Below are 18308 nucleotides of genomic sequence, written 5' to 3' on the forward strand. Positions count from 1 at the left end.
TTTAAAACTGTTGAAACAAATATCTGTTCGGATAAATCAGTTTTTCACTTTTTCTTTCTCCGTTTACTATAATATGAACAATATTAAGCTGGTCATCAAATAAATTATACAGAAAGCTTACCGCAGCTTCAACTTTCTTAGGATTTTCAACCTTTTCAGATTCCAGATAGACATTTACAGATTCGTGATCTTCTTCGTAACCGACAAAATTTACATTCAGAAATTTATTGTTTGCTTTTAATTTAAAATATTCTGAACAGTAATTTTTCAAGACTTCGTTAAGCTGAGTTTTAAACTTAGGATCATCGAAATGAAGAGATTTTCCGTATTTATTATTCAATCCGTTTTCAAGATCATCCAGAAAAAAACGTCCCGTTACTTCAAAAGTTTTTGATTTTTGGTTGTAATTAATTTCTACCGAACCAACATGATACGGATGTTTTTCTTTCGTAAAAGAAAAAAGAATCAACAGAACAGAAAAAAAGAAGAAAGCCTTTTTCATTGTAATAAATCAATTATTTTTTGTGGATCTTGCCGCATATCAAAGAAAAGAAGAATTTTAATATTTGAGTCATTTTCTTTCCTGAAAAACATTCTTACATGTTTTTTACCAATTAATACACTTTTAGTTTTTTGAGAGGAATTTTGGAATTGAAGATATTTCCCATTTTCTAAATCATTTGTAATTCTTTTAACATCTTCCAGAAAAATTACAATCTCACGATGAGTCCAAACATTTTTTAGAAACTCTATATTTTCCAGTAAAGTCCGTTTTGCTATTTCTGAGAATTCAACCTGCATATTTCTTCATCAATAAACTTAAAGAAATCTTTTTTTGAAATCATATCTTCATCTTTTAAAGATTCTCCATATTTTTCAATCTTTTCAAAAACACTGATAGGCAATCCTTCAACAGTTTCGTAATCGTTTTTTACGATTTTCACTCCCTCTAATCTTCCCAAAAGTTCTTTAATGAACAAATAATTTTCCTGATCTTCTATTTCAATGGTAAGGTTCATCACTTCAATTTTATGCAAAGTTAAAATAAATTTTGTATCATCGCATTCCAATAATAATACTAAAAATGCAGGATTTCTTATTCTATCTAAAACTCGGCTGGGAACATATTATTTCCTTAGACGCACTCGATCATCAGCTTTTTGTTTTGGCTTTAATTGCGGTATATTCTTTTAATGATTTAAAGAAAATCTTGATTCTGGTGACCGCTTTTACGATCGGACATTCGGTTACTTTGGCTTTAAGTATTTTTGATATTGTAAGAATCAATTCTGCTTGGGTAGAATTTTTGATTCCGTTGACTATTGTTCTGACCTCTCTCGGCAATATTTTAATAAAAAATAAAAAACAGTCGCAAAGTAAAATCAATTATTATTTTGCCTTAATTTTTGGATTGATTCACGGAATGGGCTTTGCGAATACAGCAAGAGTCATGATTGCGAAAAGTCAAAGCATTGCAATTCCGCTTTTAGGGTTTAATATTGGTTTGGAATTAGGACAAATTGCCATTGTTTTAGGGATCTTAATTTTGTTATTTATTTTGCTTAAAATCTTTAAGGTTAATCAGAAAGACTGGATACTTTTTATCTCTTCAGGAGTCTTTGCCTTATCATTAAAAATGACTTTGGAAAGAATTCCGTTTTAGGGTTGAAACATTTTCAACTTTTCAACTACTTATTGTTATATTTGACAATCCTTAAAACAATTTCGGTTATGAAGCTAAAAGTTGCCATACTTTCACTTTCTGTATTTGCCTATACAGGTTTCACCGCACAAAATATTCAGAATAATCCGGGAAGCAACCACGGAAATAAATTCGAACAGTTAGGAACCATTCTTCCTACACCAAACGTTTACAGAACCGCTTCAGGAGCTCCCGGTCATGCTTATTGGCAAAACAGAGCCGATTATGACATCAATGCTTATCTTGATGAAGACAAAAGAAATCTAAAAGGTTCTGAAACAATTACATATTATAACAATTCTCCGGATGATCTTGATTACATCTGGTTACAATTAGATGAGAATCAGGTTTCTAATGTAAAAAAGGCGGACTTTCCGTTCTCTTCTACTCTGCCGAAAGCTTCAACGGATCAGCAGTTAAAAACCTCTGATGTTCCTCCAACCGACAACGGATTCGGAGTGAATCTTGAAAAAGTAACAGACGCTTCAGGAAATCCTTTAAAATATACGGTAAATAAAACGATGATGCGTATTGATTTACCTAAAATTCTTAAAAAAGGCGAAAAACTTGTTTTTAAAGTAGATTGGAATTACAATATTTCCAACAGAATAAAAATGGGTGGTCGTGGCGGTTACGAAAACTTTGCAGAAGACGGAAACGATCTTTATACGATGACGCAATGGTATCCGAGAATGTGTGTTTACAGCGATTTCCACGGATGGCAAAATCATCAGTTTACAGGAAGAGGAGAATTTGCTCTAGTTTTCGGGAATTTTAAAGTTTCGATGAACGTTCCTGCAGATCATGTTGTGGGCGGAACCGGAGAATGTAAAAACTACGATCAGGTTTTAACATCAGATCAATTGGCAAGATATAATAAGTCTAAAACTTCGACTGAACCTGTAGAAATTGTAACGTTGGATGAAGCTAAAAAGGCAGAAAAAAATCATTCAAAACAAAGAAAAACATGGACTTTTGAAGCGAATGACGTAAGAGATTTTGCATGGACTTCTTCAAGAAAATTTGTTTGGGACGGAATGGGCGTTACGATTCCTGAAAACAACAATAAAGTAATGGCAATGAGTTTCTATCCAAAAGAAGCTTACGGATTGTACAGAAAATATTCTACAAAAGCGGTTGCACATACAATCAAAACATATTCAGAATTTACAATTCCTTATCCATATCCGGTTGCACAATCTGTAGAAGCCGCAAATGGTATGGAATATCCGATGATCTGTTTCAATTTCGGAAGAACGGAAAAAGACGGAACTTATTCTGAAGGAACAAAAAACGGAATGTTGGGCGTAGTAATCCATGAAGTTGGTCACAACTTTTTCCCGATGATCATTAATTCAGATGAAAGACAATGGACTTGGATGGATGAAGGGTTGAATACTTTCGTTGAATATCTTACAGAAGAAAAATGGGACAACAAATTCCCGTCAAAAAGAGGGCCGGCTTGGACAATCGTTGATTACATGAAGCTTCCAAAAGATCAATTGGAACCGATCATGACAAACTCTGAAAATATCGTTCAGTTTGGTCCGAATGCCTATTCAAAACCGGCAACAGGATTGAATATTCTTCGTGAAACTATCATGGGAAGAGAACTTTTCGATAAAGCTTTCAAAACGTATGCAAAAAGATGGGCTTTCAAACATCCTGAACCTGCAGATCTTTTCAGAACGATGGAAGATGCAAGCGGCGAAGATTTAGATTGGTTCTGGAGAGGATGGTTTTATGGAACAGATCCTGTTGATATCGCAATCGATAAAGTGACAGTTGCAACTCCCGACTTAGAAACAGCTCCAAGAGCCGCAAAAGATAATACTTATAAAGTTGATAAACCTGCAGTAAATGAATTTGAAGATATTTCAAAAATCAGAAACAGGGAAGATAAAAATATCACTTTCTATGTAGATAAAGACAAAGAAGCTCAAGATTTTTACTACAGATACGACAGAGGTCAGGAAAAAGTGGATAATAACAAAGAATACACTTCTAAGTTCGACGGAACTGAACCTTTAACGCAAAAAGAAAAAGACAAGTTTAAAAATCTTACAGCTTATCAGATTGATTTCGTGAACAAAGGAGGTTTGGTAATGCCAATTATTCTTGAATTCACTTTCGAAGACGGAACAAAATTGAGAGACAAATCTTCGGCTCAAATCTGGAGAATGAACGAACAGAAAGTTTCGAAAACGTATTATTTTGATAAAAAATTAAAATCAATTCAGCTTGATCCGATGAGAGAAACTGCCGATATTGATACTTCAAACAATTTTTGGAGCAATGACGGCGGAACTGCACAGATTTCGAAATTCGATTTATTTAAACAAAAAGAAGGTACAAATGTGAGAGGCGGAGCCAACGGAAAAGTAAATCCGATGCAGGCTGCAGGGAAAAAATAACAAAAAGGTAATGTAACTTTTATATAAAGGGCACTACTTATTATTAAAAAAATCATGAGACTATTTCTGATAATTTTGATAATGAGCAGTGCCCAGTTTTTTGCTCAAAAAACATTGATTCCGAGTACTGTAAAACTTGAATCCAAATTCATCAAAGATGAAACTTCCAATGCAATTTGGTACGCAGAAAAAGGAGATCAAAAAATAGAAATCGGAAAGATTGCTACTCAGGTAAAGAAAATCGACAAAGCAACACTTCTTATTAAAACAAGTGTAAAATGAATCAGGTTCCGGAAACGCTTTGGGTAGATTCTACATTGGTTAAGATTTCAGATTTCCAGCCTATTTATCATTCGTCTTACAATTCGATGAGAGATATGGTTTTAAAATTTGAAAAAAATAAAGCAACAGGTTATTATCTGGATAAAAAATCTCAGAAAAAAGATCAAGTTGATGAAAAAATTTCCTCCGAATATTTTGACAGTAATTCTTATCCCGGATTAATAAGATACCTTCCTTTAAAAGAACACTACTCCATCGAAATGCCGATTTTCGATTATAATCCTTCAGCTAAAAAAGGAGTTGTAAAAGCTTATATTGAAGATGTAAACAAAGGCGAACTGAATGGTAAAAAAGTTTGGATCGTAAAAACAACGGATGATATTCAGGACAGAAAAACAATTGTTACGTATTATATGGATATTGACACAAGAGAAGTTTTGAAACAGGAAATTGACTCGAATGGAAGAAAAATGGTCATGGAAACTGTGAAATAGAAACCAATAATATAATTTCTTTAAAAAGTATTCAGAATCTGGATACTTTTTTTTTAGATTTGCTTTCGATAAAAAACTTTAAAATATCCATGAAAAAACTTAGTCTTTTATTGCTGTTTATTCTTTCAGTACAGAATTTTTTTGCACAGTCTTTACAATTTTATACGGGAAAAAGAGACTTCATTCCTATTGAAATTTTAATGGAAGACGGTAGTACGAAAAAAGGATTTGCCCAAGATTTTATGCTTCCCGATGTTGCCACTTTCAGCATTATGGGAAAAGGACCGAAATATGCCAATTTAGACAGAAAAGAAGTAAAATTTAAGTCCTCAAAAAGCGATAGTCAGGTGCAATTAATTCCTGTTTCGGATATTAAAAGTTTACTGTATACAAATGAAGAAACTCAGGAACAATTTCAGCTGGATAAACGTCTTGTAAAAGAAATTAACAAAGATCAGGAACTGGAATCCGAAGGAAAAGTACTGATGCTTCCCTTAATGGAAAAAGGACCAATCAATCTTTACGGTTACAGAAGCATGATGTGCAAAGCAGATTTTGGAAATAATTATTCCGCAGCTTCTAATGGAAACGAAAACGACTGTCAGTTAACCTATGTAATGATCTATCTGAGTAAGCCGGACGACACTGTTGCTATTGCACCGGTAGATTATCCTTCATTAAGTCCTTTAGATTTATTTAATCTGAAAACATTATACAAAAAATTCTATACAGCCTATGAAATTGTAGGAGCCGATTGTCCAGAATTCCTGAAAAAAGTAGATGAAGCAAGACAGAACGATTATTTTTCCAATAAAACTTTTAAGGAAAAGAAAAGAGCAACGGATGATGAAAGAAAAGCAGCGTTGAAAGGTAAAAAAGGAGCTCAAGCATCAAAAATTAATATGAAATACAGATCGGCAATTTACACTGATATTTATAAAAAATTAATTGACGATTACAAAGATTCTTGTCATAAATAAAATACAAGTCACCTCCAAAACGGGTGACTTTTTTCTGCCAAAATTTCCACTCCCTAAAAATAAAATCTGCCATTTCAACCAAGAACAACCGATGGCACACATTTCGCCAATTACAACACAGAAATAATTAAAAATTAAACATATTATGTCAGTAAACTTTAAACCATTAGCAGACAGAGTTTTGATCGAGCCGATCGCTGCAGAAACTAAAACAGCTTCAGGTATTATTATTCCGGACACAGCGAAAGAAAAACCACAAGAAGGTACAGTAGTAGCAGTAGGTCCTGGTAAAAAAGATGAGCCAACAACTGTAAAAGTAGGTGACAAAGTTCTTTACGGGAAATATTCAGGTTCTGAATTGAAATTGGAAGGGAAAGATTTCTTAATCGTTAAAGAAGGAGATCTTTTAGGTATTATTGGGTAAAAAGCAGTAGGCTTTAGGCAGTAAGCAATAGGCAATGAGAGACTACAAAAAATATGATACTTGGAAAGTTGCCCATGAGTTGGTAAAAGAAATTTATATTGTTTCTGAAAATTTTCCAAAATCTGAACTTTTTGGATTAACATCTCAAATAAGAAGAGCATCAGTTTCTATTCCAACAAATATTGCCGAAGGTTGTGGAAGATCAACCGATAAAGAATTTGCAAGATTTTTAGAAATAAGTATTGGTTCAACAAACGAAACTGAATATTTGCTTCTTCTCTTCTGCGATTTAGGTTTCACATCCGAAGATAAATTATCAAGCCTTAATCCTAAATTTAATCAGACAAAAACTTATACAACTTAGAAAAAAATTATTAAATAATAATTAACAGCTTCAAGGCAAAGCTTACTGCTTATTGCCTAAAGCTTAAAGCTTTAATATTATGGCAAAAGAAATAAAATTCGATATTGAATCAAGAGACGCTTTAAAAAGAGGTGTTGATGCATTGGCTAATGCAGTAAAAGTAACTTTAGGACCAAAAGGTAGAAACGTGGTAATCGAAAAATCTTTCGGTGCACCTCACGTTACTAAAGACGGTGTTTCTGTAGCAAAAGAAATCGAACTTGAAGACAGGGTAGAAAACATGGGAGCGCAAATGGTAAAAGAAGTTGCTTCCAAAACCAATGATATTGCAGGAGACGGTACTACTACCGCTACTGTATTGGCACAGGCTATCGTAAGAGAAGGTCTTAAAAACGTAGCTGCAGGTGCAAACCCAATGGATTTGAAAAGAGGTATCGACAAAGCAGTAACTGCAGTTGTTGAAAACTTAAAATCTCAATCTAAAACTGTTGGAGATTCTACAGAAATGGTGAAGCAGGTTGCTTCAGTTTCTGCTAACAACGACGAAACTATCGGATCTTTAATTGCTGAAGCTTTCGGAAAAGTTGGTAAAGAAGGTGTAATCACTGTAGAAGAAGCTAAAGGTATCGATACAACAGTTGATGTTGTAGAAGGTATGCAGTTTGACAGAGGTTATCAGTCACCGTATTTCGTGACTAACCCTGAAAAAATGGTAGCTGAAGTCGAAAATCCTTACATCCTTTTAGTAGAGAAAAAAATCTCTTCTATGAAAGAATTGCTTCCGGTTCTTGAACCAATTGCTCAAGGTGGTAAGTCTTTATTAATTATCTCTGAAGAAGTTGAAGGTGAAGCTTTGGCAACTTTAGTGGTAAACAAATTAAGAGGTTCTCTTAAAATTGCTGCTGTAAAAGCTCCAGGATTTGGAGACAGAAGAAAAGCAATGTTGGAAGATATCGCAATCTTAACAGGTGGTACAGTTATCTCTGAAGAGCAAGGTTTTACAATGGAAAACATTACATTGGATATGTTGGGAACTGCTGAGAAAGTATCTATCGATAAAGACAACACAACTATCGTAAATGGTGGTGGTGAAGAAAGCAAAATCAAAGGAAGAGTTGCTCAGATCAAAGCTCAGATGGAAACATCCACTTCTGATTACGATAAAGAAAAATTACAGGAGAGATTGGCTAAATTAGCCGGTGGTGTTGCAGTTCTTTACGTAGGTGCAGCTTCTGAAGTTGAAATGAAAGAGAAAAAAGACAGAGTTGATGATGCGCTTCATGCTACAAGAGCAGCTGTTGAGGAAGGTATTGTTGCAGGTGGTGGTGTTGCTTTGGTAAGAGCTATCGCTGCTTTGGAAAACCTTACAGGGATCAATCCTGACGAAACTACAGGTATCAAAATCGTAAAAAGAGCAATCGAGGAGCCATTGAGACAAATCGTTGCTAATGCAGGTGGTGAAGGTTCTGTAATCGTTGCTAAAGTTGCAGAAGGAAGCGGAGACTTCGGATACAACGCTAAAACTGACGAGTATGTAAACATGCTTGAAGCAGGAATCATCGATCCAACTAAAGTAACAAGAGTTGCTCTTGAAAATGCAGCTTCTGTTTCTGGAATGCTTCTTACAACTGAATGTGTTATCACTGAAGTGAAAAGCGCTGAACCAGCTATGCCAATGGGTGGTGGAATGCCGGGAATGATGTAGTAGCGAGTCGCTAAGACAATTTAATATATAAACCGTTCTGCTTTTAGTGGGGCGGTTTTTTTGTTAAATATTAAATTTTGTAATAAATTTATATTCTTAACCAGGCAAACTTAATATGAGAGAAAACTTTAGAAAAGCACTTAAAAACATCATTGCCCATGGTGACACCGATGTATTTCCATTTCCATTTGAAAGAAACCTATTTGAGGATAAAATTGAAGATACTCTAAATGTTTTAGAAAATATTCATAAAGACTTCACTAATCATTTAATTAGTTCTCCACCACTAACAATTGTAAAAGCTAGTCAAGTAGGTTATTACGGTTTTAGACGTGCAACCTTAATAGAGCCTTTTTGGAATGCTTATTTTTTAGGCTTAGTAATTTCTATCGCACAGAAAATAGAAGATATTAGAATTCCTATTTCAGAAAACAAAATATTTTCTTATCGATATAAATGGGACAAAACAAAAAATACTTTATTCCAAAACACTACATGGATTGATTATAAGAAAAAATGTATCGAATTATCGACAAAATATCCGTTTATACTTCAGACAGATATATCTAACTTTTATCCAAGAGTAAACCATCATAAATTAGAGAATGAATTAAAAAGATTAAACAGTTCAAACACAACTGAAAAAATTTCAACACTTTTAAGTCATTTTTCAGGAACAATTTCTTATGGATTACCAGTGGGAGGACCTGCTGCGCGTATTTTAGCCGAATTATCATTAAATCATGCTGATAAACATCTTTATTCTCAAGGTATTATATTTTGCAGATATGCTGACGACTACACTATTTTTTGTAATTCAGAATCTGAGGGTTATAAAAACTTGATTTTTCTTTCTGAAAAACTAGCTAATGATCAGTTAGAACTACAAAAAGGCAAAACAAAAATTTTGACATCACAAGAATTTCAAGATATACATAAATTTTTAGACCCTCAAAATATTGAATCTATAGAGAGTGACGATGAGCAAAAGCTTTTAAATATTTCAATTAGGTTTGATCCATACTCTCCTACCGCAGTAGATGACTATGAAGACCTGAAAAAAGCTGTGCAAGAAATTGATATTATTGGAATTTTATCTAAAGAAGTCAATAAATCAACCATTGACCAAACCGTAACAAAACAAGCAATAAATGCCATTAAAGTTATGGATTCTCATCATCAAATATCTGCAATCAAAATTTTACTTGATAATAATAATCTCCTAACCCTGTCACCCGTTTTTCCATCTATACTTCGTTTAATTCGAGGAATTTATGATGAATTAGATTCTCATATCCAAAACTTTATCGACAAAGAGCTATTGAATCTGTTTCAAATTGATAGCTACCTAACAAAAATTGACTTAAATGTTAATTACATTATTCAAATTTTATCAGTAAGACATTCACATGCAAAGGAATCATTATTTATAAAATTATATGATACAGCAACTAGTCATTTATTGCGGAGACAAATTATTATTGCAATGTCAAATTGGGATTGTCATTATTGGCTTATTGATGTCAAAAGTAATTTTTCTACTTTATCAATGTGGGAAAGACGAGCTTTTATGTTTTCTTCATATGTATTAGGAGACGAAGGTCAGCATTGGAGAGATCACAATAAAAAACGTTTTACTGTTGAAGAAAACCTTATCAAAGAGTGGTTTAGCAAAAAAAGTCAAACAAAACAAAAAATCTTAGTATGATAAGTGAAAGAGATTTAGCAGAAAAATTTACAGATGTTTGGAAGCAGCATTTTCCATTACTAACATCGAGTTATATGAAATTATTTAACGAAGCTAAACCAAAAATCATCAATCAAGAAATTATCACTAATCATTCTGAAGATATTCGATATGATTTGGTTTCACAATTAGCATTTAATATTGTAGAAAAAGTGTCTTTAAAAAAGAGTGACTATGATGATGTTTGGAAAGAAAAAAATTTAAAACCAATCATTGAGCAAACTGCATTTGAGATTTGGAGAAAAAGTTTGAGTTATAAAGAAATTAATTTTTTACAAGTTGAAGAGAAAGACTGTCAAAATATTTGTAATAATATTTTTGAGTTTTTAAACAAAAAAACAGTAGTATCGAGCTCTTTCAAACCAAGATTTTCTGGATATGGTATTATTTCTGATTTAATTGGAGATTTACAAATAGATGGAATATTATACGAAATCAAGACAGTGCAAAGAAATTTTCGCTCATCAGACATTAAACAACTTATAATTTATTTAGCCTTATCACATGTGAGAGGTGATGTAATTTGGGAATATGCAGGACTTTATAATCCGAGAAAAGGTACATATTGTGTTTTCAATGTAGAAAAATTAATATATGATATTTCTGCAGGGAAATCTATCAGTGAATCTTTTAAATCTCTTTTAGATAGCTTTACGAGGGAAGTAAATATTGATAGTAGATTTTAATTCAACTTTGCTTTGCTTTTTAATTCGTAAGAATCTCCTCCGCAAAGTGTCCTCATTTTGAGGTACATCACCACCGGTTCGAGCATCTCGCTCATATCAATAAACATAAAACCGCTCAACTCCAGAGCGGTTTTTTTCCATTTCAAAACAAACTCAATATCGCAGATTTACAATCCAATCAATCATTTTCCCTATCTTTAAAACCAAATCCCACCACCATTGAAAACAAAACTATTCCTCCTTTCAATTTTCGGTTTATTCTTCGCGAATGCACAAACCCTAAATTTTAAATACCTTTCGGATATGTCTATTGGAAGAGGAGCTATAAGCAGTGTCATTGTAGATGATAATATCTATGTGAGCAATGGTTATAAGGACACTGGTGGTAACGCCAACTTTATTGAGAAATACAATATTAAAGACAACCGCTGGAGTATGATCAACTCTACTCTGCTTCCAAAAAAATTCGCAAATTCGGAGACTTACAATAATAAAATTTATATTTTTAACGGTTGGGGAAATAGCCATCTTGAAATTTTAGACCTTGAAACTCATAAAATAACGAAGGGAGCTGTTAATCGTGCCTACACAGGAAATGCTGGTTCTGCCATCCATAATGGAAAAATATATGTGTTCGGCGGCAGCGGACTAAACAATGCCGCAACCACTGTATTTTCTAACAGATTCCAATACTATGATATTGCTTCAGATACATGGAATCCATTACCAGATATGCCTACAGCCAGAGAAACAAAGGGCAAAATTGTGAATGATAAACTTTATGTCATTGGAGGTTTTAACGGTACGTCTTCTCGACTAATCAACGTTTACGATCTCAAGAAAAATCTTTGGACCGAACAATATACGATGCCCGCTGCGATATCTGGTCATTCATTAGCGGTATCCGGTAATAAGATTTTTATTGTAGGGGGTTATAATAATCAAACTTTTTTGGCTTATTTCGATACAGAAACCAATAAACTGCATCAGTTATCTTCAAACATGATTCCGCGAAGACATGCGACTGCGGAAGTTTATAACAATAAATTATACATTATAGGAGGAAATACTACTTCTATTACAACGTCAGCCATTAAAAGCACACAGGTTGCAGACATTAGCGAAAGTGTACTCTCCGACAATAAAGCTCCTGAAGATATCTCTGAAACAAAAGTCTATGCCAACGCCCGCAAAGACGGTTTTATCATCAATAATCAAAATAACAGCAATCAGTTTGAATACGCCATTTTATCAGAGGATGGTAAACAAATTGCGAGAGGTTTAGCTTATTACAACAATAATATAGACTTAACAAAAGTATCAAAGGGAACTTATATTTTCAGTTATAAAAACGAAAAAGGAATTCTGAAAAAGATTAGAATTATAAAGCAATTTTAACTAATACAAATGGGATATTGGTGCACTCTACATTTATTTGACGATAAAAAATTTTATAAAGAAATAGTTCCGACATTAAAAGGAGAAACAGGAGACTTAACCGCCGATTGTCAGGAATTCTTAAAATCTCATGTTACCGGAAGTACTTCACGTCTGTCTAAACAGGAATTGGAAAAACTCGTTAATGAAACAATTAAAAATATTGTTTCCATATCAAACTCATTCGACAAAAATTTTAAAATAAATAGTGAATATCAAAAAATAGAAAATTATGATGCTAAATTGGCATTTTTAAATAGTTCAGATAAACATTATGACTTTTGTAAGTTTTTTGAATATTATATATTTAAGACTTGTGCCGATTTTTTCCCACATCTACCACTAGGAAAAGGTGGCGTTTCCCGGAATTTTGAAATTTCTGCAGAAGCATTGTCAGATTCAATCACCGGAGAACTTGATAATTGGAATGATTTCTTTTGTTTTTATACTACAGGAATTACAAACTGGATCTCTCATGAAGATGTTCAGTATCTTTATCTGGACAAAGATAGTTTGAAACATGACGATAATGAAAGAGCAAAAGCCTTTCTTTCACTTCTTGAAATAGCACACAGTAACGAACTTGGCTTTATTATAGGTGTTGATATGAGAGATGAGATATTGGAATTGCTACCAAATAATAAGATCGTAAAACCTGACATCTGGACATTGGAAAATTCCGTAGAATTAATATGGAAAAGATAAACCGATCTGTTTCATTTACAATAAAGACGATCAATATATGAACGTCAATTTAATAAAAAAACAAAACCATGAATTCTACAAAAAACAATTTATCAGAATCAAAAAAGAGAATAAACGTAATTTTAACTTATAGGATTGATGAATCTGATATAAAAAGTTCTGAATTTGCACATTTTAAAATTGTGGATTTTTCTGACATTCTTCTAAAAAATAATTATCATCCCTCAAAAGATTCGGAACTGAATGAGCTTGAGTACCTCTCTAAAGAGATTATTAATTCGGAAGATAATATTGTAATTTACAATACCAGATTAAGCCTTGAAGATTTTGACACCATCTCTGAAATGTTAAAACCGCACGAATTAATCATCAACAATATTTTAGTACCCAACGACTCCAAAAGACAACAACAACTTGCTAATGGACAAAAAGCGTATAGAGAGCATAGTCGCTGGCTTAATTTTTATCCCGGAGAAATTGAAGAGAATCATAAGAAATTTGCAGAGAAAATTACAACCTTAAAAGCAAAGTATCAAAATACTGAAACGAAAGTATCAGAAATATAAGGCAGAACGCCAAATGATGAAGTTGAAAACCAAAAATTTTAAAGACACATTTACCCATGAATCTTATTGAACAAGCAATAAATGCAGTAGAAAAAAACTTAAAAATCCGTATAAAAGAATTTGACAAGGCACATGCCGCGGAAACACAATACAATCTACTGGATGAAAAATTTATATCACTGCAACTCACAGATTTGCATTTTGATGATTTAGATGCTTTACAACCTCTTTTCAATATAGTAAAAGCGTTACATTTTTTTGATTGTACATTCACTACATCTGATACAGATAATATTGTTAAAGGCATACGACAATTTACTGCATTGGAAACAATACTTGTTGATTCGGGATGTGTAACAACTATAAAAACATTTTTGCGGTTAGAAACAATTAAAGAATTACAGCTCATTATTGATTATGAAATGATTCCCACAAATACTTTAATCCTTGATTTCAAAGAGCTTAAAAGCATTAAAAATCTAAGACTTTACAGTTATAATGTTGGTAGCGACAAGATGTTCGTTTTCAAAGGTGCAGAGTATCTTACTAATCTTGAAAAACTAACAATAGAATGTGACTGCATTATAGAAGAACTGAATAAATTTAAAAACTTAAAATATTTAAAAACAGAAAGTATTCAGCTTCAGGCAACAGAAAGATTAGAATCTCTTAAAACCCTTGAAATCGTAGCGCTTAAAGATGAATACACGATCTATACTTTGGAGCAGTTTCCCAATTTAGAGAATCTTAAGATTAGAAGATGTAATAATATTAATCTAGGAGAATTAAAAAAACTTAAAATTTTATCTATCAGTTCAAGAGAATTTGAGTTAGAAAAATCTACAGCCTTTGAGAATTTGCCTAATTTAGAGCAATTGGAATTTAATGAATGTAAAATTACTGAGATTAAAAATCTGGATAAACTTTCAAACCTGAGAGTATTAAATCTATATGAAAATTACACAATTGAAAATATAGACGGTATAGAAAACCTGAAAAATTTAGAATACATCAATTTATACGAGAATAAAATTTCAGACATACGTGTTCTGAATAAACTCCCGAATTTGAAAGAAGTAAATGTTGCGGGAAATAATATTACTCAGGAAGATGTAGATCAACAATTGGAAAAATCTGAAATCGCACGCTTTTTACATAGAGCATGGAGACCGAAAAGTGATGTACCTTTTTATATTTGGGATAGTGTCGAGGAAATATTAAGAGAAGACGGTATATAAAAATCATGAGTAACAAACAGCTATTTCACATTATCTGGACAACATTTAACGAATATCCTGTCTGGGATAAAAATGGAAATTGGCAAAAACTCATTGATACATATACCGAATTACAAAAGCAGAATATAAACTATATCAACTGCAATTTATCTCGTAAATTACCCACAGAATATGTAAATAGAGATTCGCGAAATGATCGGCTTTTGTTAGATGAAAAATCAAGAAATCAATTGAAGCTTGATATAGAAAAACTTTGCAGAAAGAATGGAGACAGAATTATTGATGGACTTGAAATTGCAATGCTGAGCATTAATGAATCAAAAGTCGAAATGCTGGTATTCTCTGATATCACATCAATTACTCAAAAAGTTTCAAGATTAAAAAGTCGAACGGCAACACTTTTAAGCTTTGAATATCCGGATAAATTTGTAGGGAAAGGAACGTGGGGAAAAGGATTTTGGTATTCAACTATTTTCAACAAAGAAGATTTGGCGATTTCAATAATAAAAAATTACAGCGAAGAAAGATTTTGAATTTAGTGGAAATAAAAAATTAAAATTCACATAAAATAAATGTCAACAATACACAAATACAGAATAACGGATTGTTTAGTAAAAGAAAGAAGTACAAAAGAAATTTTTAATTATTGCTTTGGTTTTTCAAACGAAGACTTTAGTTTTGAGGATTGGTTTGACAGATTAAGAGTCGATATCAACAATTCTGTTGAAATGGATTTCGACAAATTCTTTTCTATACTTTCGGAAAATTACAGTCATAAAGGATTATCATTTTTCGATTTGATTTTCAGACTGTACAATAACGAGTTTAACCATTTGAAAGAGAATAATAACTCTGGTGAAATTATAAATTTGACTTCTGCTGAAGCTCTTCTATGGTATCATATTTTTGCAGACTTGTCTATAGATGGTTTTTTAAAATTTCCTTTAAAAGAATTAAAAATAGAAATAGCCCAAATTGAAGACGGCATAGTTACGTTTCCTAATGTTGATGAAAAGATATTTTGGGGTGGACAATACAGAGAATTTTTAACACGTCTTTTAGCTAATCTACCCGACTCTACTCCATCTCATTTCCCTATTGCAGAATGGTTTGAAAAAAATGATGCGGATTTATTTGACAATTTTATAACAAATACTGAAATCATTTGGGGCGTAAAAGAAGAAGCCAGAATATTGATCACCGATAATAATTCTTGGGGGAATTACAATCATCATTGGTGGAAAGATTTATTACAAAAAACTGTTGAATATAAGATACAGCATAATGCGCAAAATTGGATCAATACACTTCAGGAATACCCTCTTGAAGTGGTTACTGTAAATGTATTAATTCATAATCCATGGTTTCCAAATATTGAAGATCTCATAAAAAATAAAGCGGAATTTAACAGTACTGCCTATTTTGTAGAATAAAAACATAAAAAACTAAATGAAAGAAATAATTAAATTAAACTTCAACAACACAGATTACAGCATTGAAGTTACAGGAAATGTCGATAAAATAGAAGGATTCATTTATTACACTTTTAAATTTGACGAAGAAAATTCTATTTTAATTACAAAATATGATGGAGAAAAATGGAGAATGGTTAACATGAAAGATAATGATTTTTTCGCTCAAAAATTAGGAGAAATCTTAGACAAACAGCCTTAAACTAGCTAAACCATAAATCTTCAAAACACAAAAAATGCTGAAAACAACCTTCGAACTCATTGAATATTTAAAACTGGATCAATCCGAAAGGGAATTAACTGTCATCTCTTCATTGGTCTACTCTATTCTAAAATGTGGAGATAAAACTGATGCTGATGAAATTTTAAAACAATATCTGATTCATCCTTTTGATTTTGATTACAGTTATTTACTCCCTGTTTTTAAAGCATTTGGAGATCTTTCTGTTGCAGAAAAGCTTTTCAAGAGCTCTATCTACCAAGACAAATTAATTGAAGATGCCAATTATGAACTTTTGGAAGTTTTAGGACATTTAAAATATGAACCTATAAAGTCAATTCTGGCTGATTATACATTTGGAAATCAAGAAAAAAACGATTATTATATTTCAAGATCGGCTGTTTTGGGATTGTTACATTTTGACTGTACCAAATACCAAAAAGAGATTGAAACAGAAATTGAAAAATGCTATGGAAAAGGTTTATTTCCTGAGTTTATTCCTGCATTGGTCTGCAAACTGAAAGACAGAACTTTAATTCTTGAAAAACTCTATGAATTGGGCAGCGAATTTGCCTCGACAGACTGCAATGCAGGAATAATACTTGGTTTTTCGCTTTGTGGAGAAGAAGGAAGAGGATATTTTAAGAAAGTTCTTTTTGACAGAGGCTGGGAAACATCTTCTACAGGAACAGGTACTGTTCATTTTGCTTATGAAGGATTAAAAAATTTAGAGATTACTTTTAAAGAATTATATCAGGAAATAAAAACTATTTCCGATAAAGAAAATCTTGAATATTATCTGGACGTTCTTTTTGCATTACTTAGAAGAAAAGTTGATGATATTGCAGTCAATAAAAAAGAGTCGTTTGCAGAAATCCATACCACATTATTCAAATGGAAAAATGAAAATGATAGTATTATTGATTTGGCAGGAATAGTTGATCTTACGGATGAAGCTTATCAAATACAGGAACTTATCGGTCTTAAAATGAATGAAGAAGCTATTCTAAAAAACCGAAATCTCTAATTTTCGGTCTTTAAATAACGTTTACTTTTAATACTTCAATTTGCAAATTTGCAAAGTATATTCTATATTTGGCAAAACTAAAAAACCAAAAACTATTGAATTATTAAAATTATATCATGAAAATTACTCTTTATTTACAAAAGTGTTAGTATTGAATTACTATTTTTTAACACTTAAAAATTCCATCAAAAAATCCGTTTACCACTCTTAAAAGAATTTTTTATTGAATTATTCATTAAAATTATTTTGAAACATACAAAACAAGATTTCTAAAAAAATCTTTAAAAAAACATTTAAATAAAACATAATGACCAAACAATTAAAGTTTGCAATTGTATTATTGATAACAGTTGCAGGCATGAATGTAAATGCTCAAAAGAAAGCACCGGCAAAATCTACAAAACCTACCACGGAAAGCAAAGCCGCAAAACCTACCAAACAGGAAACGATGGATTGGATTGCGGATAAAATGAAAGAACATCTAACTGGTTATAGACAATTTATTTCTTATTCAAACGGGGAATTTGTTTATAAAAAACAAGTAGGTGTTTACAGTTGTAATACTACAATATATTTAAATAAAATTACAGGTTCTTCTCCTGAATATTCTTCCGATTTTTATGTAAAAGGCACAGGTATATTGAATACTGCATGTGAAAAAGGATATGAAGCGAGAGGTGATGTATATAATGAATTGTCTATTGGTGGACAAAATTATAATGATTATTCAGATCCTTTTGACTTTAGAAATGATAATAATTTAGTAGAAAGATTAAAAAAAGCTTTTGCATCTTTAATTGAATATAATTCGGCAAAGAAAGATGCTAAAGAAGCTTTTTAAAAAC

At 32.1% G+C, this 18308-nt stretch carries 22 protein-coding genes; 19 read left to right on the plus strand and 3 right to left on the minus strand.

Translation table 11 applies throughout. The features are described 5' to 3' along the window. Nucleotide 1: 1 nt before the first annotated feature. Genes ABD940_RS16255 through ABD940_RS16265 form a run of 3 tightly spaced genes read right to left on the minus strand, consistent with a single transcriptional unit; the run spans nucleotide 2 to nucleotide 1019 of the window. A complete protein-coding gene (locus ABD940_RS16255) occupies nucleotides 2–502 on the minus strand; it encodes a DUF6702 family protein (protein WP_345206293.1) in 501 nt (166 codons plus the stop codon). Then, nucleotides 499–801 (minus strand): hypothetical protein, encoded by a 303-nt coding sequence (locus tag ABD940_RS16260; RefSeq protein WP_345206295.1) that lies wholly within the window; start codon nucleotides 799–801, stop codon nucleotides 499–501. The genes ABD940_RS16255 and ABD940_RS16260 overlap by 4 nt, the downstream gene beginning before the upstream one ends. Next, nucleotides 777–1019, minus strand: coding sequence for a hypothetical protein (locus ABD940_RS16265; protein WP_345206297.1), 243 nt, complete (start codon nucleotides 1017–1019; stop codon nucleotides 777–779). The genes ABD940_RS16260 and ABD940_RS16265 overlap by 25 nt, the downstream gene beginning before the upstream one ends. A 65-nt stretch (nucleotides 1020–1084) precedes the next feature. On the opposite strand from ABD940_RS16265, the gene ABD940_RS16270 reads away from it, so the two are divergent. The 19 genes from ABD940_RS16270 to ABD940_RS16360 all read left to right on the plus strand — a co-directional run bounded on the left by ABD940_RS16270 (nucleotide 1085) and on the right by ABD940_RS16360 (nucleotide 18304). Then, nucleotides 1085–1663: a HupE/UreJ family protein gene (locus ABD940_RS16270; protein WP_345206299.1), complete on the plus strand. Its 579-nt coding sequence runs from the start codon at nucleotides 1085–1087 to the stop codon at nucleotides 1661–1663. Between the two features lie 68 nt (nucleotides 1664–1731). After that, on the plus strand, nucleotides 1732–4116 hold the full coding sequence (locus ABD940_RS16275) for a M1 family metallopeptidase (protein ID WP_345206302.1): 2385 nt from the start codon (nucleotides 1732–1734) through the stop codon (nucleotides 4114–4116). A 54-nt stretch (nucleotides 4117–4170) separates the two neighbouring features. Beyond that, a complete protein-coding gene (locus tag ABD940_RS16280; RefSeq protein WP_345206305.1) occupies nucleotides 4171–4398 on the plus strand; it encodes a hypothetical protein in 228 nt (75 codons plus the stop codon). Continuing rightward, complete coding sequence (locus ABD940_RS16285; protein ID WP_345206308.1) at nucleotides 4395–4892, plus strand: DUF3108 domain-containing protein; 498 nt, start codon at nucleotides 4395–4397, stop codon at nucleotides 4890–4892. The genes ABD940_RS16280 and ABD940_RS16285 overlap by 4 nt, the downstream gene beginning before the upstream one ends. An 89-nt stretch (nucleotides 4893–4981) precedes the next feature. Continuing rightward, the gene (locus ABD940_RS16290) at nucleotides 4982–5872 is read left to right on the plus strand and encodes a hypothetical protein (RefSeq protein WP_345206311.1); all 891 of its coding nucleotides are present in this window, start codon (nucleotides 4982–4984) and stop codon (nucleotides 5870–5872) included. A gap of 145 nt (nucleotides 5873–6017) precedes the next feature. Next, nucleotides 6018–6296, plus strand: coding sequence for a co-chaperone GroES (locus ABD940_RS16295; RefSeq protein WP_047399416.1), 279 nt, complete (start codon nucleotides 6018–6020; stop codon nucleotides 6294–6296). Between the two features lie 34 nt (nucleotides 6297–6330). Beyond that, nucleotides 6331–6660, plus strand: a complete 330-nt coding sequence (locus ABD940_RS16300; RefSeq protein ID WP_345206313.1) for a four helix bundle protein — start codon at nucleotides 6331–6333, stop codon at nucleotides 6658–6660. Between the two features lie 79 nt (nucleotides 6661–6739). Continuing rightward, the gene (groL, locus tag ABD940_RS16305) at nucleotides 6740–8365 is read left to right on the plus strand and encodes a chaperonin GroEL (RefSeq protein ID WP_345206316.1); all 1626 of its coding nucleotides are present in this window, start codon (nucleotides 6740–6742) and stop codon (nucleotides 8363–8365) included. A gap of 115 nt (nucleotides 8366–8480) precedes the next feature. After that, on the plus strand, nucleotides 8481–10073 hold the full coding sequence (locus tag ABD940_RS16310; RefSeq protein ID WP_345206318.1) for an RNA-directed DNA polymerase: 1593 nt from the start codon (nucleotides 8481–8483) through the stop codon (nucleotides 10071–10073). Beyond that, nucleotides 10070–10798 carry a hypothetical protein gene (locus ABD940_RS16315; protein ID WP_345206321.1) on the plus strand — a complete coding sequence of 243 codons (729 nt, stop codon included), beginning with the start codon at nucleotides 10070–10072 and terminating at the stop codon, nucleotides 10796–10798. The genes ABD940_RS16310 and ABD940_RS16315 overlap by 4 nt, the downstream gene beginning before the upstream one ends. A gap of 219 nt (nucleotides 10799–11017) precedes the next feature. Next, on the plus strand, nucleotides 11018–12196 hold the full coding sequence (locus tag ABD940_RS16320; protein WP_345206323.1) for a Kelch repeat-containing protein: 1179 nt from the start codon (nucleotides 11018–11020) through the stop codon (nucleotides 12194–12196). Nucleotides 12197–12205: 9 nt separating this feature from the next. Next, complete coding sequence (locus tag ABD940_RS16325) at nucleotides 12206–12940, plus strand: hypothetical protein (protein WP_345206326.1); 735 nt, start codon at nucleotides 12206–12208, stop codon at nucleotides 12938–12940. 68 nt (nucleotides 12941–13008) lie between these two features. Beyond that, nucleotides 13009–13506, plus strand: a complete 498-nt coding sequence (locus ABD940_RS16330; RefSeq protein WP_345206329.1) for a hypothetical protein — start codon at nucleotides 13009–13011, stop codon at nucleotides 13504–13506. A 56-nt stretch (nucleotides 13507–13562) separates the two neighbouring features. Next, nucleotides 13563–14744, plus strand: coding sequence for a leucine-rich repeat domain-containing protein (locus ABD940_RS16335; RefSeq protein WP_345206331.1), 1182 nt, complete (start codon nucleotides 13563–13565; stop codon nucleotides 14742–14744). 5 nt (nucleotides 14745–14749) lie between these two features. Continuing rightward, complete coding sequence (locus ABD940_RS16340; protein WP_345206333.1) at nucleotides 14750–15277, plus strand: hypothetical protein; 528 nt, start codon at nucleotides 14750–14752, stop codon at nucleotides 15275–15277. A gap of 39 nt (nucleotides 15278–15316) precedes the next feature. Continuing rightward, the gene (locus tag ABD940_RS16345; RefSeq protein ID WP_345206335.1) at nucleotides 15317–16177 is read left to right on the plus strand and encodes a hypothetical protein; all 861 of its coding nucleotides are present in this window, start codon (nucleotides 15317–15319) and stop codon (nucleotides 16175–16177) included. A 16-nt stretch (nucleotides 16178–16193) separates the two neighbouring features. Beyond that, nucleotides 16194–16418, plus strand: coding sequence for a hypothetical protein (locus ABD940_RS16350; protein WP_345206338.1), 225 nt, complete (start codon nucleotides 16194–16196; stop codon nucleotides 16416–16418). Between the two features lie 34 nt (nucleotides 16419–16452). Continuing rightward, nucleotides 16453–17463 carry a hypothetical protein gene (locus ABD940_RS16355; protein WP_345206340.1) on the plus strand — a complete coding sequence of 337 codons (1011 nt, stop codon included), beginning with the start codon at nucleotides 16453–16455 and terminating at the stop codon, nucleotides 17461–17463. 307 nt (nucleotides 17464–17770) lie between these two features. After that, nucleotides 17771–18304 (plus strand): hypothetical protein, encoded by a 534-nt coding sequence (locus ABD940_RS16360; RefSeq protein WP_345206342.1) that lies wholly within the window; start codon nucleotides 17771–17773, stop codon nucleotides 18302–18304. Nucleotides 18305–18308: the final 4 nt, after the last annotated feature.

The sequence above is a fragment of the Chryseobacterium ginsengisoli genome (genome assembly GCF_039542325.1).
Taxonomy (GTDB): Bacteria; Bacteroidota; Bacteroidia; order Flavobacteriales; family Weeksellaceae; genus Chryseobacterium; species Chryseobacterium ginsengisoli.